The 21,822-nt window shown below is 72.8% G+C and carries 20 protein-coding genes; 11 read left to right on the plus strand and 9 right to left on the minus strand.

What is annotated here, in order from left to right:
• The first annotated feature begins 75 nt into the window (after positions 1–75).
• Together OG309_RS15510 and OG309_RS15515 are read left to right on the plus strand one after the other, a co-directional pair.
• Positions 76–954, plus strand: coding sequence for a helix-turn-helix domain-containing protein (locus tag OG309_RS15510; protein ID WP_329421386.1), 879 nt, complete (start codon positions 76–78; stop codon positions 952–954).
• A gap of 197 nt (positions 955–1,151) precedes the next feature.
• The gene (locus OG309_RS15515) at positions 1,152–1,352 is read left to right on the plus strand and encodes a DUF397 domain-containing protein (protein ID WP_329421388.1); all 201 of its coding nucleotides are present in this window, start codon (positions 1,152–1,154) and stop codon (positions 1,350–1,352) included.
• 131 nt (positions 1,353–1,483) lie between these two features.
• Here OG309_RS15515 and OG309_RS15520 read toward each other — a convergent pair whose 3' ends face one another.
• Positions 1,484–2,305: a hypothetical protein gene (locus OG309_RS15520; protein ID WP_329421390.1), complete on the minus strand. Its 822-nt coding sequence runs from the start codon at positions 2,303–2,305 to the stop codon at positions 1,484–1,486.
• 82 nt (positions 2,306–2,387) lie between these two features.
• Here OG309_RS15520 and OG309_RS15525 point away from each other — a divergent pair, with 82 nt between their 5' ends.
• On the plus strand, positions 2,388–3,182 hold the full coding sequence (locus tag OG309_RS15525; protein ID WP_329421392.1) for an SDR family oxidoreductase: 795 nt from the start codon (positions 2,388–2,390) through the stop codon (positions 3,180–3,182).
• Between the two features lie 257 nt (positions 3,183–3,439).
• Here OG309_RS15525 and OG309_RS15530 read toward each other — a convergent pair whose 3' ends face one another.
• The gene (locus OG309_RS15530; RefSeq protein ID WP_329421394.1) at positions 3,440–4,558 is read right to left on the minus strand and encodes an ADP-ribosylglycohydrolase family protein; all 1,119 of its coding nucleotides are present in this window, start codon (positions 4,556–4,558) and stop codon (positions 3,440–3,442) included.
• Between the two features lie 166 nt (positions 4,559–4,724).
• Between OG309_RS15530 and OG309_RS15535 the strand changes: the two genes are divergently transcribed.
• Positions 4,725–5,804 (plus strand): tyrosine-protein phosphatase, encoded by a 1,080-nt coding sequence (locus tag OG309_RS15535; RefSeq protein ID WP_329421396.1) that lies wholly within the window; start codon positions 4,725–4,727, stop codon positions 5,802–5,804.
• A gap of 8 nt (positions 5,805–5,812) precedes the next feature.
• Here OG309_RS15535 and OG309_RS15540 read toward each other — a convergent pair whose 3' ends face one another.
• Positions 5,813–8,404: a bifunctional FO biosynthesis protein CofGH gene (locus tag OG309_RS15540; RefSeq protein ID WP_329421398.1), complete on the minus strand. Its 2,592-nt coding sequence runs from the start codon at positions 8,402–8,404 to the stop codon at positions 5,813–5,815.
• A gap of 117 nt (positions 8,405–8,521) precedes the next feature.
• On the opposite strand from OG309_RS15540, the gene OG309_RS15545 reads away from it, so the two are divergent.
• On the plus strand, positions 8,522–10,321 hold the full coding sequence (locus OG309_RS15545; protein WP_329421400.1) for an alpha/beta hydrolase: 1,800 nt from the start codon (positions 8,522–8,524) through the stop codon (positions 10,319–10,321).
• A gap of 61 nt (positions 10,322–10,382) precedes the next feature.
• Positions 10,383–10,814: a hypothetical protein gene (locus OG309_RS15550; RefSeq protein WP_329421401.1), complete on the plus strand. Its 432-nt coding sequence runs from the start codon at positions 10,383–10,385 to the stop codon at positions 10,812–10,814.
• 4 nt (positions 10,815–10,818) lie between these two features.
• Here OG309_RS15550 and OG309_RS15555 read toward each other — a convergent pair whose 3' ends face one another.
• A complete protein-coding gene (locus OG309_RS15555) occupies positions 10,819–11,649 on the minus strand; it encodes an LLM class F420-dependent oxidoreductase (protein ID WP_329421403.1) in 831 nt (276 codons plus the stop codon).
• A 94-nt stretch (positions 11,650–11,743) separates the two neighbouring features.
• Between OG309_RS15555 and OG309_RS15560 the strand changes: the two genes are divergently transcribed.
• Positions 11,744–13,219, plus strand: a complete 1,476-nt coding sequence (locus tag OG309_RS15560) for a CehA/McbA family metallohydrolase (RefSeq protein WP_329421404.1) — start codon at positions 11,744–11,746, stop codon at positions 13,217–13,219.
• 78 nt (positions 13,220–13,297) lie between these two features.
• On the opposite strand, the gene OG309_RS15565 is transcribed toward OG309_RS15560, so the two are convergent.
• Positions 13,298–13,831 (minus strand): GNAT family N-acetyltransferase, encoded by a 534-nt coding sequence (locus tag OG309_RS15565; protein WP_329421405.1) that lies wholly within the window; start codon positions 13,829–13,831, stop codon positions 13,298–13,300.
• A gap of 46 nt (positions 13,832–13,877) precedes the next feature.
• Between OG309_RS15565 and OG309_RS15570 the strand changes: the two genes are divergently transcribed.
• Positions 13,878–14,654, plus strand: coding sequence for a GNAT family N-acetyltransferase (locus OG309_RS15570; protein ID WP_329421406.1), 777 nt, complete (start codon positions 13,878–13,880; stop codon positions 14,652–14,654).
• Between the two features lie 127 nt (positions 14,655–14,781).
• Positions 14,782–15,237 carry a carboxymuconolactone decarboxylase family protein gene (locus OG309_RS15575; RefSeq protein ID WP_402545971.1) on the plus strand — a complete coding sequence of 152 codons (456 nt, stop codon included), beginning with the start codon at positions 14,782–14,784 and terminating at the stop codon, positions 15,235–15,237.
• On the opposite strand, the gene OG309_RS15580 is transcribed toward OG309_RS15575, so the two are convergent.
• A complete protein-coding gene (locus tag OG309_RS15580; RefSeq protein WP_329428339.1) occupies positions 15,203–15,667 on the minus strand; it encodes a GNAT family N-acetyltransferase in 465 nt (154 codons plus the stop codon). The two genes, OG309_RS15575 and OG309_RS15580, sit on opposite strands and share 35 nt — an antisense overlap.
• A 122-nt stretch (positions 15,668–15,789) precedes the next feature.
• Between OG309_RS15580 and OG309_RS15585 the strand changes: the two genes are divergently transcribed.
• Positions 15,790–16,236 carry a carboxymuconolactone decarboxylase family protein gene (locus OG309_RS15585; protein ID WP_329428340.1) on the plus strand — a complete coding sequence of 149 codons (447 nt, stop codon included), beginning with the start codon at positions 15,790–15,792 and terminating at the stop codon, positions 16,234–16,236.
• An 84-nt stretch (positions 16,237–16,320) separates the two neighbouring features.
• Positions 16,321–16,536: a hypothetical protein gene (locus OG309_RS15590; protein ID WP_329421409.1), complete on the plus strand. Its 216-nt coding sequence runs from the start codon at positions 16,321–16,323 to the stop codon at positions 16,534–16,536.
• A gap of 85 nt (positions 16,537–16,621) precedes the next feature.
• On the opposite strand, the gene OG309_RS15595 is transcribed toward OG309_RS15590, so the two are convergent.
• From OG309_RS15595 to OG309_RS15605, 3 genes are all read right to left on the minus strand, one after another.
• The gene (locus OG309_RS15595) at positions 16,622–18,187 is read right to left on the minus strand and encodes an APC family permease (RefSeq protein WP_329421411.1); all 1,566 of its coding nucleotides are present in this window, start codon (positions 18,185–18,187) and stop codon (positions 16,622–16,624) included.
• A 281-nt stretch (positions 18,188–18,468) separates the two neighbouring features.
• The gene (locus OG309_RS15600) at positions 18,469–19,980 is read right to left on the minus strand and encodes an aldehyde dehydrogenase family protein (protein WP_329421412.1); all 1,512 of its coding nucleotides are present in this window, start codon (positions 19,978–19,980) and stop codon (positions 18,469–18,471) included.
• Positions 19,977–21,716, minus strand: a complete 1,740-nt coding sequence (locus tag OG309_RS15605) for an N-acyl-D-amino-acid deacylase family protein (protein WP_329421413.1) — start codon at positions 21,714–21,716, stop codon at positions 19,977–19,979. Before OG309_RS15605 ends, OG309_RS15600 begins: the two co-directional genes overlap by 4 nt.
• Between the last annotated feature and the right edge of the window lie 106 nt (positions 21,717–21,822).

The raw sequence follows: 21,822 nt of genomic DNA on the forward strand, positions 1-21,822 counted from the left end.
CCACACCTTTGGTGGCAGTCTGCCAAGCAGTAGATACTCACAGCTACGCAGCCGACAGCCGGAGGTGCAGTTTCCGTGGCGTCCAGTGTCAACCCCACCGTCAGGCGACGCCGATTGGGCCAGGAGCTGCGCCGGCTCCGGGAAGCGAAGAACATGACGGCCGAGCAGGTCGCCGAGCGTCTCCTCGTCTCCCAGTCGAAGATCAGCCGCCTCGAGAACGGCCGCCGTTCCATCAGCCAGCGCGATGTGCGCGACCTGTGCGGGGTGTACGAGGTCGAGGACGAGCGGGTGGTGGACTCGCTCATGCAGATGGCCAAGGACTCCCGCCAGCAGGGCTGGTGGCACGCCTTCGGCGACATCCCGTACAGCGTCTACATCGGTCTGGAGACCGACGCGGAGAGCCTGCGGGTGTACGAGCCGCAGATCATCCCGGGGCTGCTCCAGACGCACGGCTACGCCGAGGCCGTCATCAGCGGGGCGCTGCCCGAGTCGGCGACCGCCGACATCGACAAGCGGGTCACCGTCCGCACCCGCCGCCAGGACCGCATCAAGGCCGAGGAGCGCCCGCTGCGCCTGTGGGCGGTGATCGACGAGGGCGCGCTGCGCCGGGTCGTCGGCAGCAGGCGGCTGATGGTGGAACAGCTGGAGCACCTGGTCGAGCAGTCGATGCTGCCGCACGTGACGGTGCAGGTGCTGCCGTTCGACATGGGCGCGCATCCGGGCATCAGCGGGCACTACGCGATCCTGGAGTTCCCCGACACCTCCGACTCCAGCGTGGTCTACATCGAGGGCGTGACGAGCGACCTGTACCTGGAGAAGGCGCAGGACGTAGCGAAGTACAGCGTGATGTACGAGCACTTGCGGGCGCAGGCGCTGAACGCGGAGCAGACCCGGGAGTTCGTGGCGCGGATCGCGAAGGAGTACGCGGACGGGGAGGCGGCGGAAGCGGGGTGAATGCCGCTCTTCGGTCCGGCGACACGTGAAGAGGCCGGTACGGTACACCCCCGACTGACCTCAGCGGAAGCGCAGTTGGAATATGCCATCCGGTCGAGTGAACGCCAGTCCCGCCGGACGGGGCCGGGCGAGTAGCGTCGATCACGCCAAGGCAAGAAGAACGTTGGCGTGACACCTACAGAACCGGAGTGAGAAACATGGGCATCATTCAGGGCGGCACGGACACCTGGACCAAGTCCTCGTATTCCGGCGGCAACGGGGCCTGCATCGAGGTCAAGTCCCCCGTCGTGAGCGCGATCGCGGTCCGTGACTCCAAGGCCCCCGAGGGCCCTTCGATCTCCTTCGGACCGGGTTCCTGGACCGCTTTCGTGGGCGAGGTGAACGCCGGGGTCCTGTGACCCCCGGCGTCCACCGCACCACCCGCAGCACCACCGCACAGCAGGAGAAGAGCCCTCTCGACCGGTCCGCCGTCCTGGCCGAGGGGGCTCGGCCCTTTCCCGGGGCCCCTGGGCCCCCGGCCCCGGCGCCCCTAGCGCAGTTCGTCCACGTACCGGTCCGTCCCCGGCACCGTCGGGACGAACGGCGCCACCAGCTCGACCCGACCGCCCCACTCCGGCGCCACCAGGTCCGCGAAGTGCCCGTCCCAGCAGTCGCGCGGGTCGCGCTCCAGGAACCACAGCAGGGTCAGCCGGGTGTCGACGCCCTCGACCTGCTTCACGTACGTCATCCGGTCGCCGGGCAGCGGGGTGGGCCGGAAGAGCGTCACCATGGCCGCGGGCGAGCCCGCGAGGCGGCGCGGCAGTTCGCGCGAGCGCAGCCGCTCCACGAGGGCGTCCCGCGCCTCGGGCCCCTCGGTGTCGACCACCTGGAGGACGAGCCCGGCGTACGGGTGGTCGAGGGCGTGGAAGTCCCGGGGGCCGGCCGCCCCGTCCCGGTAGACCGTCGCCTCGTGGTCCTGGAACGAGGTGAAGACGTGGGTGCGGTCGTGGTAGACCCGGGCGTCCCGGTTGAGGCGCTTGTTGATGCCGACGGTCCACTTCATGTGCTCGTCGTAGCGGCCCTCGGTGATCCAGTACGTGGAGAGGTAGCAGCCCGCGGTGACCGGCTGGGCGACCGCGGACTTCTCGGGGCCGCGCAGCTCCTGGAGGGCGCGGGTGGCGACCCAGCGGCGGCCGGCGAACATCCAGGGCATGGCCATGGCGCCCGCGTAGTAGTGGTCGTCCTCGTACCAGCGGTTGTAGGCGTACTCGTGGCCCGGGTGCGGTTCGACCATGGTGATCAGCGCGTGGCCCGGGTGCACGCCGTACGGGCCGACCGACGCCAGTTCCGCGTAGGTCTCGATGTCGCTCATCGTCCTGCCCCTTCCCTGCTCGGTTCCGTGCACCTACTCTGACGGGCCGTCAGATCGTTGAACAGGCCCAGGGAGGTTCCGGATGCCGTTCCAAGGACTGCTCCAGGGAAAGACGGTGGTCGTGTCGGGCGTCGGCGCCGGGCTCGGCCACCGGATCGCCGAGACGGTGGTGCGGGACGGGGGCCGGGCGGTCCTCGGCGCGCGGACCGAGGCCAATCTCGCCAAGTCGGCCGCCGAGATCGACCCCGAGGGCGGCAGCACCGCCTACCGGGTCACCGACATCACCGACGAGGCCCAGTGCGAGGCGCTGGCCGCGCTCGCGGTGGAGCGCTTCGGCGGGATCGACGCCGTGGTCCACGTGGCCGCCTGGGACTCGTACTTCGGCGGCCTCCAGGACGCCGACTTCGCGACCTGGCAGGGCGTCCTGGACGTCAACCTGCTGGGCACGCTGCGGATGACCCGCGCCTGCCTGCCGGCCCTGAAGGAGCGCGGCGGCTCGGTGGTCCTGATCGGCACCCAGTCGGCGGTGGCCGCGCCCTCGCAGGTGTGGCAGGCGGCGTACGCGGCGTCGAAGGGGGCCCTGACCTCGGCGATGTACTCGATGGCCCGCGAGCTCGGGCCGCACCGGATCCGGGTCAACACCGTGCTGCCGGGCTGGATGTGGGGGCCGCCGGTCCAGGCGTACGTCCAGTTCACCGCGCACACCGAGCAGGTGCCGGAGGACGAGGTGCTCGGGCGGCTCACGGAGCGGATGGCGCTTCCGGAGCTGGCGACGGACGGGGACGTCGCGGAGGCGGCGGCCTTCCTCGCCTCGGACCGGGCGCGGGCCATCACCGGTCAGTCGCTGCTGGTCAACGCGGGGGAGCTGATGCGCTGAGCTGCCCACCGATTCGGACGGGTTCCTGGACGTGCGCGAGGGGGCGATCCGTGTCCCGCCCCGGGCGCGTCCATCGGCACCGCCGTCGGCACCCACCGTTTCGCGCCCCGCCTCAACCGACTCCGCTGCCGGTCGCCTCACCTCTGGAGTACGTCACCTTCTCGGCCGAGAACGACCGAGCCTGTTGACCCGGTCATCTCCACCGGTTCGCGCTCCCGACCGCCCCCTACGACAGGACGGTGCGGCGAGCGGAGCGGTCAGCCCCTCGGGTAGCGGGCCAGCCAGCCGGGCGCCGACTCGGCGGGGCCGTGCAGGGCGGCGCCCTGGGTCATCTCCATCGCGAAGTCGTCCGCGAGCTCCAGGACCGTCGCACGGCCCTCCAGACCGGCCAGCCAGGCCGGCGGGAGGGCCGTCTCGCCGTGCAGGGCGCCGAGCAGCGCCCCGGTCAGGGCGCCGGTCGCCGCGGACGGACCGTCGTGGTTGACCGCGAGCCGCAGCCCGTGCCGGATGTCCTCGCCGACCGAGGCGCAGTACACGGCCGCCGCCAGCTGCCCCGCCGCCCGGTCCTCGGCCGCCCCGAGCGCGGCCACCCGCTCCGCGTCCGGCGCCCCCTGGCGTACGGCGCCCAGCGCGGCCTCCAGGGCCTGCGTCACCGGCTCGTGGCCGGGGCGCGGGGCGAGCTGCTCCAGCGCGGTGCGGACGGCGCCGTCGACGCCGTCGCCGCGGGCCACGCCGTGCACGACGACCGCGAGGGCGCCGGCCGCCAGGTACCCGGCCGGAGCGCCGTGCGTCTGCGCCGCGCACTCCACCGCGAGCTGGCAGACCAGCTGCGGCTCCCAGCCGACGAGCAGCCCGAAGGGCGCCGAGCGGACCAGGGCGCCGGAGTCCTCCGCCCCCGGGTTCTTGGGTCGCTCCAGGGTGCCGAGGACCTCGTCGCCGAGACCCGTCAGGCAGGCCCTGGCCGGGTCGCGGCGGGCGTACAGCCACTCCTCGCGGGCCAGCCAGCCCAGGTCGGCGCGCCGCTCGTCGGGGCCCCAGTCGCGCTGGGTCGCCGCCCAGCGCAGGTGCGCCCGGTGCACGTCGGTGGGCGGGTGCCAGGCGCCGGTGTCGCGGCGGACCTGGGCGCGGATGAGGCCGTCCACGGTGAACAGGGCCATCTGCGTGGCGGCCGTGACGGCGCCGTGGCGGCCGTGCGCGGGGACCGGCTCCGTCAGGCCCTCGGGGCCGTGGGCGGCGCGGAGCTCGGCGAGCGTGCGCCCGGCCGCCCCCGCGCCGAACGCGTCGCCGACGGCGCCGCCGAGCAGGCAGCCGCGGACGCGGGCGCGGAAGTCCTGCTGTTCGGCGCGGCCCCACACGGCCGCGGCTGTGGTGGTCACGTCGTGCCTCCCCCGGTCGGCAGCTGCTCGTCCAGCACTGTAATAGACCGGATGCGCTCGTTCAGGGCGCGGAGCGTTATGCGATCGGACGCCTGTCAGTCCTTTTTCGATGCGGTTTCGACCACAGTTCACCGGAAGTTCGCACCCGGCCAGAAGCATCCGCGCCATGAGCCCTGTGACACGAGTCAAGACCTCCGCCGCCGCGCTGGCCGCCGCCGCGCTCCTGGTGGGTCTCGGCGCCCCGACCGCCTCCGCGCACCCCCGCCCCGGGCACGGGCACGCGGAGCACTCCCGCACCGCCGTACCCTTCACCGCCGCGACCGTCACCGAGAACCCCGGCGGCACCTTCACGATCACCTGGAACGCCCCCGGCACCCGCGCCGTCGCCGTCCGCACCGACGGCCGCACCGTCGCCCGCGGCGGCTCCGCCGGCAGCGTCACCGTCACCGGGCTGCCCTCCGCCGACCGCCGCTGGTTCGACCTGGTCCCCGAGCGGGGCGGCTCGCTGCGCCTCGCCGATCGGCTGATCCGCCTCCAGGGCACGGTCAACCTCCGTGACGCGGGCGGCTACCGCACCCGCGACGGGCACTGGGTGAAGATGGGCGAGGTCTACCGCTCCGACGCCCTCGACAAGGTCACCGACGCCGACCTCGCCAAGCTGAGGCGCCTCGGCATACGGACCGTCCTCGACCTGCGCATGGAGTCCGAGCGCGCCGCCGCCCCCGACCGCGTCCCGGCCGGCGCGCGCTACGCCGTCGCCGACGTCCTCGCGGGCACCGGCACCTTCGCCACGATGCCCAAGTCCCCGGCCGAGGCCGAGAACATGATGGTCACGGGCAACCGCTTCATGGTCAGCGGCGGCACCGCCAAGGCCGCGTACGGAGCGGTCTTCGACACCCTCGGCGACGGCGGCGTCCTCTTCCACTGCACGGCCGGCAAGGACCGCACCGGCTGGGCCGAGGCCGCCCTCCTCACCGCCCTGGGCGTCCCCGAGGAGACGGTCATGGCCGACTACCTCGCCAGCAACACCTACCGGGCCGCCGCCAACGAGGCCGTCCTCTCCCACCTCCCGCCGCAGCAGGCCGCCGTCTACAAGCCGCTCCTGGACGTCCGCCCGGAGTACCTGAACGCCAGCCTCGACGAGGTGGAGCAGGAGTACGGCTCCTTCCGCGCCTACCTGCGCAAGGGCATCGGCGTCGACCACCAGGAGCTCGGGGAGCTGAAGCGCGAGCTCCTGGTGGGCTGAGCCCGGTCCTACTCCTGGACCAGCGGCAGCAGCTCCGGCAGGTGCCCGTCGGAGGCGCGGGCGACGCGCTGCCGCTCCTGGGGCACCTCCCCGTACAGCGTCGTCCGGGGCTTCGCCGGGCGGCCGGCGCTCTCGGCGATGGCCTCCAGGTCGCGGATGGAGCGGTACGAACCGTAACTCGACCCCGCCATGCGGGAGATGGTCTCCTCCATGAGGGTGCCGCCGAGGTCGTTGGCGCCCGAGCGCAGCATCTCCGCGGCGCCCTCCGTGCCCAGCTTCACCCAGCTGGTCTGGATGTTCGGGATGTGCGGGTGGAGCAGCAGCCGGGCCATCGCGATGACGGCCCGGTTGTCCCGCACCGTCGGGCCGGGGCGGGCGATGCCCGCGAGGTAGACCGGCGCGTTGGTGTGGATGAACGGCAGGGTCACGAACTCCGTGAAGCCGCCGGTCTCCTGCTGGATGCGCGCCAGCGTCCGGAAGTGCCCGAGCCAGTGCCGGGGCTGGTCGACGTGCCCGTACATCATCGTCGACGAGGACCGGATGCCCAGCTCGTGCGCCGTGGTGATCACCTCGATCCAGGTGGCCGTGGGCAGCTTGCCCTTGGTGAGCACCCAGCGGACCTCGTCGTCGAGGATCTCGGCGGCGGTGCCGGGGATCGAGTCGAGCCCGGCCTCCTTCGCGGCGGTCAGCCACTCCCGGATCGACAGGCCGGTGCGGGAGGCGCCGTTGACGACCTCCATCGGCGAGAAGGCGTGCACGTGCATGCCGGGGACGCGCTCCTTCACCGCCCGCGCGATGTCGAAGTACGCGGTGCCCGGCAGGTCCGGGTGGATGCCGCCCTGCATGCACACCTCGACCGCGCCGAGCTCCCAGGCCTGCTGGGCGCGGTCGGCGACCTGGTCGAGGGAGAGGGTGTACGCGTCGGCGTCCGTGCGGCGCTGCGCGAAGGCGCAGAAGCGGCAGCCGGTGTAGCAGACGTTGGTGAAGTTGATGTTGCGCGTGACGATGTACGTCACGTCGTCGCCGACCGTCGCGCGCCGGACGTCGTCGGCGATCCGGGTCAGCGCGTCGAGGGCGGGCCCGTCGGCGTGCAGCAGGGCGAGGGCCTGCGCGTCGGTGAGCCGGGTCGGGTCGTCGGCGGCGACGGCGAGGGCCTGCCGCACGTCGGTGTCGATCCGCTCGGGGACCATGCCGGGCGCGGCGGCCTCGCGCAGCGCCTCCCAGTCCCCGTACACCTCGTCGAAGTCCTCGCGGCGGTCACCGGTGCGACCCTCGGTGTCGATGGTGCGGTGCAGGTCGGTGCGGCCGGCGCCGCTGAACGCCTCGTCGGGTTCCTGCCAGGGGAGGCCGCGCACGGGGGCGTCCGGGTTCGCGAGACCGGTCTCCGGGTCGGCGAGCGCCCGCACGTGCGGCAGCAGCCGCGGGTCCAGCCAGGGCTCGCCGCGCCGCACGAACTCGGGGTAGACGCAGAGCCGTTCGCGCAGCTCGAAACCGGCCGCGGCGGACCTCTCCGCCAGCTCCTCGATCTGCGGCCAGGGCCGCTCCGGGTTGACGTGGTCGATGGTGAGCGGGGACACGCCGCCCCAGTCGTCGATGCCGGCCGCGATGAGCCGCTCGTACTCGTCGTCCACCAGGTTCGGCGGCGCCTGGAGGCAGGCGCTCGGCCCCATGATGAGCCGGGCCACGGCCACCGTGGCGACCAGGTCGTCGAGCTCGGCGTCCGGCATGCCGCGCATCGCCGTGTCCGGCTTGGCGCGGAAGTTCTGGATGATCAGCTCCTGGACGCCGTGGTAGGCGCGGGCGACCCGGCGCAGCGCGAACAGCGACTCGGCCCGCTCCTCGTACGTCTCCCCGATCCCGAGCAGCAGCCCCGACGTGAACGGCACGGACGACCGCCCCGCGTCCTCCAGCACCCGCAGCCTGACCGCCGGCTCCTTGTCGGGCGACCCGTGGTGCGGCCCGCCGGGCTCGCTCCACAGCCGCTCCGAGGTCGTCTCCAGCATCATCCCCATGCTCGGGGCGACCGGCTTGAGCCGCTGGAAGTCCGTCCAGGACAGCACCCCCGGGTTGAGGTGCGGCAGCAGCCCGGTCTCTTCCAGGATCAGGATCGCCATGGCCCGCACGTACGCGAGGGTGTCGTCGTACCCGCGGGCGTCCAGCCACTCCCGGGCCTCGGGCCAGCGCTCCTCCGGCTTGTCGCCGAGCGTGATCAGCGCTTCCTTGCAGCCGAGTTCGGCACCGCGGCGGGCGATGTCCAGCACCTCGTCGGGCGACATGAACATCCCGTGCCCGTCCCGGCGCAGCTTGCCGGGCACGGTCGCGAAGGTGCAGTAGTGGCACTTGTCACGGCACAGGCGGGTCAGCGGTATGAACACGCTCTTCGAGTACGTCACGATTCCGGCCCGCCCGGCCGCCGCGAGCCCGGCGTCCCGCACCCGCCCCGCCACCCCGACCAGCTCCGCCAGATCCGCCCCGCGCGCCTGCAGCAGCACCACGGCCTCGGCGACATCGAGCGCGACCCCGTCCCTGGCCCGCCTGAGGGCGCGGCGCATCGCGTTCTCGGTGGGTCCTGCGGGGCGTTCTGCCTGGTGATCCGTCATGGGGCGAGCATACGAGCGTGTGCCTGAGCTGAGTATGCGTACTCATTCCTCCCCCTACCGACGCTCCTACGATGAGCCGTCCGTACACGATCTTGGGAAACGGGAGAGTCAGGCTTCATGCCCACCTGGCAGCAACTGCGCGACCTCAGGCTCTCCGAGTACACGGACGCCGGCGACGGCTGGGGGAAGGTCTCCGGCCGCTCCCACGCCGACAAGGACCGGGTCGACCACGGCATGCTGGACCGGATCCGCGACACGCAGAAGGGCGACACGGCCAGGGCGGCGACCGCGGACGGCGAGCAGCTGTCCCGCAACTACCAGTACCTGCACACCGAGTGCGGTCTGGTCCGCACCGCGCTGCACGGTCTCGCCCACGAGCTCGCCGCGCCGCAGCGGAAGCTGAAGCAGGCCCTGGAGGACGCCGAGAACCAGAAGTTCACCGTCAACGCCGACGGCTCGGTCACGTTCCCCGCCGGCGGCGAGAACGTCCTCGACAAGAAGCCGATCCCGGGCGGCAGCACCTCCTCGAACCCCTTCTTCACCCCGATGGGTCCGCCGCTCCAGCAGTGGCAGGGCAACGGGCTCCTCAAGCCCGGCCCCTTCCCCGGCCTCACCGGCGGCAACCCGAACCAGGCGAAGGCCCAGGCCGTCGCCGACGCGATCGCCGCCGCCGTCCGCGAGGCCGCCGAGATCGACGGGCGCTACGCCGCCGCCCTGCGCAAGCTGAAGGCCGAGCCCGGCCTCACGGTGAGCGCCGCGACGCTCGCGGACGCGGCCGCCGACACCAAGGCGTTGCGGCAGGCGGCGGAGAACTACGCGGACGCCAAGATCCCGGAAGGCAAGTCCCCGAAGGAGAACGCCGAGTGGTGGAACTCCCTCACCCCGGAGCAGCGTGACGAGTACGCCACCCTCTCCCCGGCCTCCATCGGCTCCCTCGACGGCCTGCCGGCCACGGTCCGCGACGACGCCAACCGCGTGGTCTTCGCCGAGACGAAGGCGAAGTACGAGGCCGAACTGGCCGCCATGCCCCCGGAGCCGAAGCCGAAGCTGGTCGCGCACGGGCCGCGCGGCGGCATGGTCTACAGCAAGGAATGGCTGGACTGGCACCACACGTACGAGGACCGCCGGGGCACGTTGAACGACAAGCTGGCCGGCTTGAACGCCATCGAGGACCGCCTGGAGCCGCGACCCGGCATGCCGGAGGGGTACCTGCTGAGGTTCGACGGCGAGAAGGACGACGGCCGGGTGGTCCTGGCGGTCGGCAACCCGGACACGGCGGACCACACGTCGGTGTACGTGCCGGGGACGAAGACGAAGCTGGAGACGATCGACGGCGACCTGACTCGCAGTGACGCCTTGTACAAGAGCGCGCATCGCTACGACGCGAACGCCTCGATCTCGACCATCACGTGGTTCGACTACAACGCGCCGAACGACATCCCCGCGGCCACGCGCAACCATTACGGCGATGCCGGCGCCCCGACCCTGCGCCAGTTCATGGGCGGCCTGGAGACCGCCCAGGGCGGCCCGGAGAAGTCCCACACCACACTCATGGGCCACAGCTACGGCTCCACCGTCACGGGCATGGCCACCAAGCTGGGCGGCGGCCCGATCGCGGATGACATCATCGCGGTGGGCAGCCCCGGCATGCAGGTGAAGCACGCGAGCGACCTGGGCGTCGGCAAGGAGCACGTCTGGGCGGTGGGCGGCGGCTGGGACGACATCATCGTGCGTCACGGCGGCAGGCTGGTCGGGCACGGTGAGGGCGGCAACATCCCCACGGACGAGGACTTCGGCGCCTCCATCATGGAGAGCGGCGCGAAGGATCACGGAGACTTCTGGGAGCCGGGCCGTGCGAGCCTCAGAAACCAGGGTGCTGTGATCGCCGGCGCATACGACGAGGTGACCCTTGACTAAGCGACTCACACTGACCGTGCCCGCCCTCCTGGCGTGCGCACTTCTGACGGGATGCTCGACTGTGGCGAAGACCGCCGAAACCCGCGACCGCACGCAGATGGAGAAGGGGACTCAGGCGACCTCCAGCCGTCTCTTCGAACTGATCGGGCTGAAGGGCAAGACGACCGAGCCCGGCCCGGGACCGTTGCCGTGTGAGGGGTACGCGGACGGGACGATCCAGATGTACCACCCCTGGAGCATCTACGACCTGCCGTTCGAGGAGCTGGAGAAGGGCTACGCCGCGATGCGCACGACGCTTCCGAAGAAGGGCTGGAAGGTCGTCTCCGACGGTCCGGCCGCCAACAAGGCGAAGACCCCGACGATCGTCGCGGACTCCCCGGATGGGGACTACTCGGCCGAGCTCCAGCTGGTCGACCGCCGCAAGGACCCCACGGCGAAGACGAAGGTGTCGCTCAGCGTCAGCGTCGTCTCCCGCTGCTTCCAGCCCTCCTGAGCCGTCACACGTACTCCGCGTACCCGTCCAGCGCCCGCAGCACCTCCGTCTCCTCCCCCGGCGGCAGCTGGACCACGACCTCCTCGCAGCCCAGCTCCGCGTAGTGGGCCAGCTTGCCGGGGTCGGGGAGGACCGCGAAGGGGACGACCTGAAGGGTCTTCGGGTCGCGGCCGGCCCGCTCCCACGCCTCGCGGAGGACCGGGAGGTTGCGGGTGAGGCCGCGGCCGCCGATCGGCATCCAGCCGTCGGCGTAGTCGGCGATGTGGGCGAAGAGCTTCGGGCCCGCCGCGCCGCCGACGAGGGTGCGGGGGGCGCCGCCCGCGGGTTTCGGCCAGGCGTGGGAGGCGCGCACGGAGAGGCCGGAGGGTCCGGCGTACGCCGTGGGCTCCGGGGCCCACAGGGCGCGCATCAGGTGCATCGCCTCGCGGGTGTGCTCGCGGCGGGTGGACCAGGTGACGCCGTGGTCGTCGGCCTCCTCACGGTTCCAGCCGAAGCCGACGCCGAGGGTGAAGCGCCCGCCGGAGAGGTGGTCGAGGGTGGCGACCCGCTTGGCGAGGGAGATCGGGTCGTGCTCGCCGACCAGGGTGACCCCGGTGCCGAGCAGCAGGTGCTCGGTGACGGCCGCGGCCTGGCCCAGCGCGACGAAGGGGTCGAGTACCCGGGTGTACTCGGGCGGCAGCGGGCCGCCGTTCGGGTAGGGCGTGGTGCGCTCGGCGGGGATGTGGGTGTGCTCGGGCAGGTAGAGCCCGGCGAAGCCGCGCCGTTCGAGCTCGCGGGCGAGCCGCACGGGGGTGATGGTCTCGTCGGTCAGGAAGATCGTGGTCGAGATCCGCATAGCGGCACGGTAGGGGTTGGGCGGTGGAATTCCGAGGGTCGGGAAGCCCCCGGTGTTGTTCCCTCGTTCACGCGGCCGGAGGACAGTCAGGGGCATGACGGAGACCACCAGACGCGCGCTGCTCGCGACGGGCGCGGCGACCGCGCTTACCTTGGGGACCGTGAGCTTCGCCCGGGCCGACGACGGGGACCTCACCCGTACGGTGAGCGGCAGCCTCCCGCCGGGCTCCCCCGACTACGTGTACCTGCCGCTGGAGCTGCCGCGCGGGGTGCGCGAGCTGCACGTGGCGTACGGCTACGAGCGGCCGCCCGTGCCCGCCGGCACCCAGGGCAACGCGCTCGACATCGGCCTGTTCGACCAGCGCGGCACCGCGCTCGGCGGCCGGGGCTTCCGCGGCTGGTCCGGCGGGGCGCGCAAGGAGTTCTTCGTACGGGCCGACGACGCGACGCCCGGCTACGTCGCGGGGCCGCTGCGGCCCGGCCTCTGGCACGTCGTGCTCGCCCCGTACACGGTCGCCCCGCAGGGGCTCGCGTACACGGTGACGGTGACGCTGCGGCTGGGTCCGGACGCTCCCGCCGCCCCCGTCGCGTATCCGCCGGAGCGGGCCCGGGGCCGCGGCCGGGCCTGGTACCGGGGCGACTGCCACCTGCACACCGTGTACTCGGACGGGCGGCGCACCCCGGCCGAGGTCGCCGCGCTGGCCCGGGCGGCGGGGCTGGACTTCCTGACCGCCACCGAGCACAACACGCATGCCGGGCACGGGGCGTGGGCCGGGCTCGCCGGGGACGACCTGCTGGTGCTGCTCGGCGAGGAGGTCACCACCCGCAACGGGCACGTCCTCGCCCTCGGCACCGATCCGGGCACCTTCGTCGACTGGCGCTACCGGGCCAGGGAGAACCGTTTCGGTCGCTTCGCCCGGGAGATCCGCCGGGCCGGCGGCCTGGTCGTCCCCGCGCACCCGCAGGCCACCTGCATCGGCTGCGCCTGGAAGTTCGGTTTCGGCGACGCGGACGCGGTGGAGGTGTGGAACGGGCCGTACACCCCCGACGACGAGGTCGCCCTGGCCGGCTGGGACGCGGCACTGGCGCGCGGGCGCTGGACGCCGGCGATGGGCAACAGCGACGCGCACCGCGACCCCGACCGGGTCGGCACCCCGCAGACGGTGGTCCTCGCGGCGGAGCTGAGCCGGGCCGCGATCCTGGACGGGCTGCGGGCGGGCCGGAGTTACGTGGCCGAGTCCTCGGCGGTCTCCGTGGAGTTCGGCGTCACCGACGGCCGCGGGCGCACCGCCGGCATCGGCGAGCGCCTCGCCGTCCCCGCCGACGAGCCCGTCACCGCCCGCCTCCGCGTCACCGGCGCCCCGCCCGGCGGCACGCTCCGCCTCGTCACGGACCAGGGCGTGCTGCGCACGGTCCAGGACACGGACACCGTCGAGTGGACGACGACCGCGGCCTACGCCACGTACGTACGGGCCGAGGTCCGCCACCCGGCGGCGGTCCCGCCCCTGCCGGGGGCGCTCGCCGCGTTCACCAACCCGGTCTTCCTGGGCCCGGGGCCCACCGGCCGGTGATCCGCCGGAGGGCCGCGAGGGCGCCGTGGCCGCCGCGTACCGCGGCGACCGGGCCCGTCCTCGCGGCCCTCCGGGCGGTCAGGCCCGGTACTCGGTGAGGTCGATGGCGTGGATGCGCAGCGCGTGGCCGAACTCGGGGTGGACGGTCTCCCGTTCCAGGGTCATGCCCAGTTTGCGCATGACGTTCTCCGACGCGGTGTTCCCGGCCCGCGCGATGCTGATCACCCGGTCGAGGCCGCGGTCCTGGAGGGCGAACTCGAGGGCGGCGTGGGCGGCTTCCGAGGCGTAGCCCTGGCCCCAGAACTGGCGGCCGAGGCGCCAGCCGATCTCCACGTCCGGTGCCACCTCCGGCAGGAACTCCGGCACCGACAGGCCCGTGAAGCCGATCAGCTCGCCGGAGCCGAGCAGCTCGACGGCGAAGAGCCCGAAGCCCTCCTCGTCCCACTCCTCCTCCCAGTGCTCGATCCGCTCCGCCGTCTCCTCCAGATCGCGCACGGATCCGTCACCGATCCATTGCATGACCTCCGGGTCGGCGTTGATCTCGGCCATGGGGACGAGGTCGTCGTCGGTCCAGCGGCGCAGCAGCAGTCGGGGGGTGAGGATCTCGGTCATGGGTCCATCATCCCGCGCGGCCGTACGGATGCGACATGCTGGGCCCATGCTGACGCGCCTTGAGACGTACTACGACGCCGTGCCCCGCTCCGCCGCCCGTGCCGAGGAGTTCGGCCCGCTCACCCTCTTCGTACGGGACGGGGCGGGCTGGCCGTACTACGCGCGGCCCGCGCTCGGCCACGAGGGCGAGGTGTCCGTGGCGGCGGTCGACGAGGTCCGGGCACGGCAGCGGGAACTGGGAGCGCCCGAGGCGTTCGAGTGGGTGGCGGAGACGACGCCGGGGCTGCGGGCGGCGGTCGAGGCGAGCGGGCTCGTGGTGCACGAGCATCCGCTGATGGTCCTCACGGAGAGCGCCGAGGAGACGGGCCCGCTGCCGGAGGGCGTCGCCGTGCGCATGGTCGGCGCCGCCGATCCCGCCCTGGAGAACGCGGTCGCCGCCCCGTACGCCGCCTTCGGCGCCACGCCCGCGCCCGACGCCGCCGGCCAGGTCCAGGAGCGGATCGCGGCGGGCCTGACCCGGCTCGCGGCGGCCTTCGACACCTCCGGCACCGCCCTCTCGGCCGGGCAGCACCAGCCGGTCGGCGCGGTCTCGGAGGTCGTCGGGGTCGGCACCCGCCCGGAGGCGCGGCGGCGGGGGCTCGGTCTGGCGGTCACGGCGGCGCTCATCGCGGACGCGCGCGCGGCGGGCGTGACGACGGTCTTCCTGACCGCCACGGACGACACGGTGGCCCGGATGTACGCCCGGCTCGGCTTCCGGACGATCGCGACGGCGCTCATCGCCGAGCCGGCCGAAGCGGCAGAGGAGATCGCCCCGGCAGGCTGATCCGGCCGATCCGAAAGAACTTCTCGGAAGCCGTCACATCCGGTGCGCGCGATCCGTCAGTGCTGTGAAGGCAACGGAAGACGCCACGACGGCGGACAGAGACCCAGGAGTGACCATGCAGCACGAGATCACGGCACGGATGGCCAACCCCGCCCACCTGCTCTCCGACGCCGGACCGGCGATCATGAGCCTGCTGAAGGCCACCCGCCAGGGCGGCGTCCCCGAGTCCACCCTGGAGCTCGTGCACCTGCGGGCCAGCCAGATCAACAACTGCGGGTTCTGCGTGGACTTCGGGGCCAAGAGCGCCCGGAAGAACGGGGTCAGCGACGAGAAGCTGTTCTCGGTCGCCGCCTGGCGCGAGGCGCCGTACTTCTCGGACGAGGAGCGGGCCGCGCTCGCCCTCACCGAGGCGGCGACCCGGCTCGCCGACACCTCGGACGCGGTGCCGGACGACGTGTGGGACGCGGCCGCCGACCACTACGACGAGAAGCAACTCGCCGCGATCGTGCTGATGGTCGGCGTCACCAACCTCTTCAACCGGATCAACGTCACGACCCGGCAGCCGGCCGGCTCGGGGTTCTGAGGGCCGGTTCCCGCACCATCCGCACGTCGACCGGGTCCTCGGACTCGACCGTGAAGCCCGCCCGCTCGTAGAGCCGGCGCGCCGCGCTGCCCTGGATCACGGTCAGCCGGACCGGGACGCCGTCGGCGTCCGCCCGGTCGAGCAGCCTGCCGAGCACCGCCGTCCCGAGGCCCCTCCCCCGGGTCTCGGGGGCGAGGTAGAAGTGGGCCAGGTAGCACCCGGGACCGTGCGGGTACGGCCCGAAGGCCACGCAGCCCGCGAAGGCGCCGTCCACCTCGACGACCGAGGTGTGCTCCGGCCGGAACTCGTCCCGCAGCCGCTGCCGCACCCGGTGCTCGTCGTAGCGGCCCAGGCGCACCAGGTCGTCCCGCATCACGACGGCCTTCAGCTCGGCGACGGCCTCCACGTCCGCCGCACGCGCCGGGCGCATCCGCCAGCCCCGTTCCCGGTGCGACTCCCCGTCCGGCTCCCGGTGCTCTTCCCGGTCCGTCAGGCGATCCGTTTCCGTATACACGTACGCATCCTAAGGAGACCCCTGTGTCCGTCGTCCGCATGGCCAACCCCGCCGTCGCCCTGCCCGAGGCCATGGGCCCGATCATGCAGCTCGTGAAGGCCGTCCAGTCCGGCGGCGACGTGCCCGCCACCACGCTCGGCCTGGTCCATCTGCGGACCAGCCAGATCAACGGCTGCTCCTACTGCGTCGTGGGCGGCGCGCTGAAGGGGCGGGAGGAGGGGGAGACGGACGAGCGGCTGCACGCCGTCGCCGCCTGGCGGGAGACGCCGTACTTCTCCGAGGCCGAGCGGGCCGCGCTCGCCCTCGCCGAGTACGCGACCCGGCTCGCCGACCGTCCGGACGCGGTGCCGGACGCGGTGTGGGACGAGGCCGCGCGGCACTACGACGAGAGGCAGCTGGCGCAGATCGTGCTGTGGATCGGGGTGTCCAACCTCTTCAACCGGCTGAACGCGACGACCCGGCAGCCGGCCGGGGCCACCTGGTAGCGGCCGGGGGCGCGCGCCCGTGCGGCACCGGTCGGCCGCGCCCCTCCGCGTAACCGGATCCCGTCCGTCCGCGTTGGAGCGGGCATGAAGAAGATCCTCACCGCAGCCGCCCTCACCGGACTCGCCGTGGCGGGCGGCCTCACGGCCGCCGGGACCGCCGCCGCCGACACCGGCGGCGCCAACCTCCCCTCGGTCGTCCCGCTCAGCGGCGTCCTCATGCCCCAGGGCAAGGGCCCGGCCCCCGCCGGGATGCCCGGCGCCAACCAGCTGGTGTCGGGGCTGCTGCCCGGCCAGCACTGACCGACGCGGAGAACGACGGAGGTGGCGGGACCCCCCACGGGCCCGCCACCTCGCCGTTTCCGTCAGCCGACGGGCGCGGAGTCCATCAGTCCGCGACCACCAGGGACGGGGTCTCCTTGGTGAGCACCTCGCCGCGGAAGAACGCGGGGCTGCGGCGCTGCATCACCAGCATGATCACCACGCCGAGCAGCAGCAGCCCGACGCCGATGACGAAGACGGAGCCGACACCGAAGACGGCGGAGCCGGAGCCGTAGGCCGGGTCCCACATGTCGTACAGCGTCTTGCCGAAGACGGCGGTCAGCATCAGGCCGCCGAGGGCCGGCATGAGGCCCTTGAAGGCGAAGTCGCGCGCGGAGCGGAACAGCTCGCCGCGGAAGTACCAGACGCAGGCGAAGGCCGTCAGGGCGTAGTAGAAGCAGATCATCAGGCCGAGCGCGTAGATGGTGTCGACCAGGACGTGCTCGCTGACCAGGGTCATCACGGTGTAGAACGCGCCGGTGGCGACACCGGCCACGACCGTGGCCTTGCCGGGGGTCTTGAAGACCGGGTGGACCTTGGTGAAGGACTTCGGCAGGGCCTCGTAGGTGGACATGGCCAGGACCGTGCGGGCGACCGGGATGAAGGTCGTCTGGAGGCTGGCGGCGGCCGAGGCGAGCACCGCGACGAAGAGCAGGATGCCGAGGGCGGGGCCCATGACGGGGCCGGCCAGGGCGGCGAAGACGTTGTCGGAGGTCGCCGGGTTGGCCAGCCCGAGGCCCTGGTCGCCGGAGCCGACGGCCATCTGGGCGGCGATGCCGGTGGCCAGGTAGGAGCCGACCAGGACGACCATCGCGATGAGCGCGGCGCGGCCGGGGGTCTTCTCGCTGCCGGTGGTCTCCTCGTTGGACGCCATGCAGGCGTCCCAGCCCCAGTACATGAAGATCGACAGGGAGAGTCCGGCGGTGAACGCGGCGAAGGACTGCACCGCGAAGGGGTTCATCCAGGACCAGGAGAACTCGACCGAGGTCTCGAAGGAGCCGGCCTTCGACAGCGCCATCGCCACGAACAGGCCGAGGACGACGAGCTGGAGGCCGACGAGGGTGTACTGGAGGCCCTTGGTGGCGGTCATGCCGCGGTAGCTGATCGCGGTGGCGGTGGCGATCAGGGCGAGGCAGGTGACGATGTGGACGGCCTTGTCGTCGTCCAGGGCCGCGATCGAGGGATTGCCCGTGATCTCCCCGGCGAGCAGCCAGAAGTACGAGGTGGCGACGCCCGCCAGGTTGGACAGGACGATGATCGTCGCGATGACCAGGCCCCAGCCGCACATCCAGCCCAGCTTCGGGCCGAAGGCCTTCACCGTCCAGGTGAAGGAGGTGCCGCAGTCGGGCATGACCTTGTTGAGCTCGCGGTACGCGAAGGCGACGAGCAGCATCGGCAGGAAGCCCGCGAGGAAGACGGCGGGCATCTGGAGGCCGACCTCGCCGGCGGTGGAGCCGAGCGTCGAGGTGAGGCAGTAGACGGGGGCGACGGTGGAGATGCCGATGACGGCACTGCCGAGCAGGCCCACGGAGTTGCCGCCGAGGCCTTTGGTGCGCACGCCCTGGGTGTCACCCGCGGTCGCGGCGCCCCTTACCGTGTCTCCGGCCTGGGGCCGCTCATCCACCTGAGTCATGAACAGGACGTTAAATGCTGCGGTTTCCACATCCGGAAGACCGCAGTCCGCTCATTTGATCGATCATCACCTTGCATTGAGAGGGCGAATCCGGACAGCCACCAATGATTGAAAGATCGACGACCGCACCGGACCGACCAAGCGATAGGTCCGATGCGGAGTGTCCGATATGCGGGAACCGCAGCACTGTCCGGAATGCCCGATTCCAAATTTTCCCGAGGAATTTTCCGAAGGGTCCTCCCCCTCCGGGTCCCGCGGCGCGCTCCCCGTTCCCGGCCGGCTCAGCCGGGCCAGACCACCGCCTGCGTCTCGCTGTACGCGTGCAGCGCGTACGAGCCCACGTCCCGACCGACACCGCTCTTCTTGAAGCCGCCGAACGGCGCCTCCATGTTCCGGCCGATGGTGTTCACCCCGACCCCGCCGGCCCTCAGCCGCCCCGCGATCCGGAAGGCGCGGGACACGTCGCCGGACCACACGTAGTCGATCAGCCCGTAGTCGCTGTCGTTCGCCAGCGCGATGCCCTCCTCCTCGTCGTCGAAGGGGACCACCACGACCACCGGGCCGAAGATCTCCTCCCGCACCACCCGCATCTCGTTGGTGCAGTCCGCCAGCAGCGTCGGCGCCACGTAGAAGCCGCGGTCGAGACCCGGACCGGCCGGGCGCTCCCCGCCCGCCACCACCGTGGCCCCCTCCTTGCGCCCCAGCTCGACGTAGGACTCGATCCGGTCCCGGTGGGCCGCCGAGATCACCGGGCCGACCACCGTGCCGCGCTCCGCCGGATCGCCCACCTTCATGAAGGCGAGATAGCCGGTCAGCTTCTCGATCAGCCGGTCGTGGATCCCGCGCTGGGCCAGCACCCGGGTCGGCGCGGTGCAGATCTGCCCGCTGTAGAAGGAGAAGGTCGTGCCGATCCCCATCACCGCCGCGTCCAGGTCGGCGTCGTCGAAGACCAGCGCCGCGCCCTTGCCGCCCAGCTCCATCAGCTGCCGCTTCAGGCCCCGGCCGCAGACCTCGCCGATCGCCTGGCCGACCGCCGTGGAGCCGGTGAAGGAGACCATGTCGACGTCCGCGGAGTCCACCGCGGCCTCGCCCACGGCCGGCGCGGAGCCGGTGACGAGGTTGACCACCCCGGCCGGGACACCCGCCTCCTCCAGGGCGCGGACCATCGCGAACACCGACAGCGGGTCCTGCGGGGCGGGCTTCACCACGACCGTGTTGCCCATGGCGAGCGCCGGGGCGATCTTGCCGGCCGGGTTGGCCCAGGGGTTGTTGTACGAGGTGATGCAGGTGACCACGCCGACCGGGCGCCGCACCGCCACCGCCCCGAACACGCCCGCCTTCCCCATCGGGCCGGCCTCGTTGATCTGCGGGGGCAGCGCCTGCTCGACCGGCTCCAGGGCGCCGCGCGCGTACCGCCGGAAGCGCGAGGAGCCGACCGCGACCTGCATCCCGCGCGCGGTCGCGGTGGTCGCGCCCGTCTCGGCGCGGGCGAGCAGGGTGTTCGCCTCGGCGTCGCGGGCCATCAGGTCGGCGGCGCGGTCCAGGATCGCGGCCCGCTCCTCCGGCTTCGTCCGCGACCAGGTCCCGAAGGCCGCGCGGGCCGCCCGGGCCGCCTCGTACACCTGGTCCCGGGAGGCCTCCGGCGCGAGGCCGACGAGCTCCTCGGAGGCGGGGTCGATCACCTCGTAGTGCCCGCCGTCGGGCTCGACCCACTCTCCCCCTATATACAGGCGCTCCGTGACCGGCCCGTGCGTCGCCTCGCGCGCCGTCCCCTGCGTCGATTCCTGCGTCACCTGGTGCTCACCGTCCTCGTGTCGCGGCCCGAGCGCAGCACCCGGCCCGGGATGGCGCCCGTCACCTCGTCGTCGCGTACCGTCTCGACCCCGTTGACCCGCACCGACACGATCCCTACCGCCCGCGAGTCCAGGCGCGGGCTGTCGCCCGGCAGGTCGTGGACCAGGGTCGCCGGGCCCGCGTCGATCCGCTCGGGGTCGAAGAGGACCAGGTCGGCGTGGAACCCCTCGGTGATCCGGCCGCGCTCGCGCAGGCCGAAGAGCCGCGCCGGGTCGTCGCTCAGCATCTTCACCGCCTGCTCCAGCGGCACCAGCTTCCGGCCGCGCAGGCAGTCGCCGAGGAAGCGGGTCGTGTACGGCGCCCCGCACATCCGGTCCAGGTGGGCGCCCGCGTCGGAGCCGCCGAGCAGGACGTCCTCGTGCTGCCAGGTCTCCCGGCGCAGCGCCCAGGACGCCGGGTCGTTGTCGGTGGGCATCGGCCACAGGACGGTGCGCAGCTCGTCGTGGGCGCAGATCTCCACCAGGCACTGGAAGGCGTCCTGGCCGCGTTCGGCGGCGATGTCCTTCACGACGCGGCCGGTCAGGCCCTCGTTCTCGGGGCTGTACGTGTCGCCGACGACGTACCGCCCGAAGTTCGCCAGGCGCCGGAAGACGCCGGCCTCCTTGGAGTCGGCGCGCCGCAGCAGCTCGGTCCGTACGGCGGGGTCGCGCAGCCTCGCGATCCGCTCGGGGACCGGCAGGCCGAGGACCTCGCCCCAGCCGGGGATGAGGTTGAGGGCGCAGAAGGTGCCGAGCGACATGTTCATGGGGGTGAGGATCGGCATGGTGAGGGCGACGATCCGGCCGCCGGACTTGCGGGCCCGCTCGGAGGCGAGCAGCTGGCGCGGGACGCGTTCGGGGACGGTGGCGTCGATGGTGAGGACGTTCCAGTTGAGCGGGCGTCCGGCGGCGGCCGTCATCTCGACGAAGAGGTCGATCTCGGCGTCCGAGAACTGGTCGAGGCAGCCCGCCAGGATCGCCTCGATCTGGGTGCCCTCGTGCTCGCCGACCGCCTTCGACAGGGCGATGAGCTCGGCGGGCAGGGCGTGCCGGGAGGCGACGGGGGCGCCGTCGCCGTCGGAGTGGGTGGCCGACTGGGTCGTGGACAGGCCCCAGGCGCCGGCCGCCATGGCCTCCTTGAGGAGCGCGACCATCCGGGCGAGCTGCTCCTCGGTGGGCTGTCCGCCGACCGCGTCGGCGCCCATCACGTACCGGCGCAGGGCGCAGTGGCCGACCATGAAGCCGGCGTTGACGGCGGTGCGGCCGTCGAGGGCGTCCAGGTACTCGGCGAAGGAGGACCAGCTCCAGTCGACGCCCTCCTCCAGGGCGGTGAGGGCCATGCCCTCGACCTTGGACATCATCCGGCGCGTGTAGTCGGCGTCCTCGGGCCGGTCCGGGTGGAGCGGGGCGAGGGTGAAGCCGCAGTTGCCGCCGGCGACGGTGGTGACGCCGTGGTTCATGGACGGCGTGGCGAAGGGGTCCCAGAAGAGCTGGGCGTCGTAGTGGGTGTGCGGGTCGACGAAGCCGGGCGCGAGGATCAGGCCGGTGGCGTCCTCGGTGCTCCGGGCCTCCTCGGCGACGGTGCCGGGCTCGGCGACGACGGCGATCCGGCCGTCGCGGAGACCGACGTCGGCGGTGCGGGCGGGCGCGCCGGTGCCGTCGACGACGGTGGCGCCTTGGATGAGGTGATCGAGCATGACCGTCCTTTCTGCGCGGGTCCCGCGCGGGAGCACGGGCGCGCCCCGGACGGGGGCCGTGCCCGCCGCCGGCCGCGGCTGCGGGTGCCTCCGGCCGGGGCCGGTA

Origin of the sequence: Streptomyces sp. NBC_01268, assembly GCF_036240795.1 — a bacterium.
Taxonomy (GTDB): domain Bacteria; phylum Actinomycetota; class Actinomycetes; order Streptomycetales; family Streptomycetaceae; genus Streptomyces.

Coding starts and splice junctions, on each gene's coding strand:
- OG309_RS15565 (WP_329421405.1), bottom strand. CDS start 13,831: ATGACCGAGATCCTCACCCCCCGACTGCTGCTGCGCCGCTGGACCGAC.
- OG309_RS15595 (WP_329421411.1), bottom strand. CDS start 18,187: ATGACTCAGGTGGATGAGCGGCCCCAGGCCGGAGACACGGTAAGGGGC.
- OG309_RS15535 (WP_329421396.1), top strand. CDS start 4,725: ATGAGCCCTGTGACACGAGTCAAGACCTCCGCCGCCGCGCTGGCCGCC.
- OG309_RS15555 (WP_329421403.1), bottom strand. CDS start 11,649: ATGCGGATCTCGACCACGATCTTCCTGACCGACGAGACCATCACCCCC.
- OG309_RS15585 (WP_329428340.1), top strand. CDS start 15,790: ATGGCCAACCCCGCCGTCGCCCTGCCCGAGGCCATGGGCCCGATCATG.
- OG309_RS15605 (WP_329421413.1), bottom strand. CDS start 21,716: ATGCTCGATCACCTCATCCAAGGCGCCACCGTCGTCGACGGCACCGGC.
- OG309_RS15570 (WP_329421406.1), top strand. CDS start 13,878: ATGCTGACGCGCCTTGAGACGTACTACGACGCCGTGCCCCGCTCCGCC.
- OG309_RS15580 (WP_329428339.1), bottom strand. CDS start 15,667: ATGCGCCCGGCGCGTGCGGCGGACGTGGAGGCCGTCGCCGAGCTGAAG.
- OG309_RS15525 (WP_329421392.1), top strand. CDS start 2,388: ATGCCGTTCCAAGGACTGCTCCAGGGAAAGACGGTGGTCGTGTCGGGC.
- OG309_RS15590 (WP_329421409.1), top strand. CDS start 16,321: ATGAAGAAGATCCTCACCGCAGCCGCCCTCACCGGACTCGCCGTGGCG.
- OG309_RS15515 (WP_329421388.1), top strand. CDS start 1,152: ATGGGCATCATTCAGGGCGGCACGGACACCTGGACCAAGTCCTCGTAT.
- OG309_RS15545 (WP_329421400.1), top strand. CDS start 8,522: ATGCCCACCTGGCAGCAACTGCGCGACCTCAGGCTCTCCGAGTACACG.
- OG309_RS15520 (WP_329421390.1), bottom strand. CDS start 2,305: ATGAGCGACATCGAGACCTACGCGGAACTGGCGTCGGTCGGCCCGTAC.
- OG309_RS15560 (WP_329421404.1), top strand. CDS start 11,744: ATGACGGAGACCACCAGACGCGCGCTGCTCGCGACGGGCGCGGCGACC.
- OG309_RS15540 (WP_329421398.1), bottom strand. CDS start 8,404: ATGACGGATCACCAGGCAGAACGCCCCGCAGGACCCACCGAGAACGCG.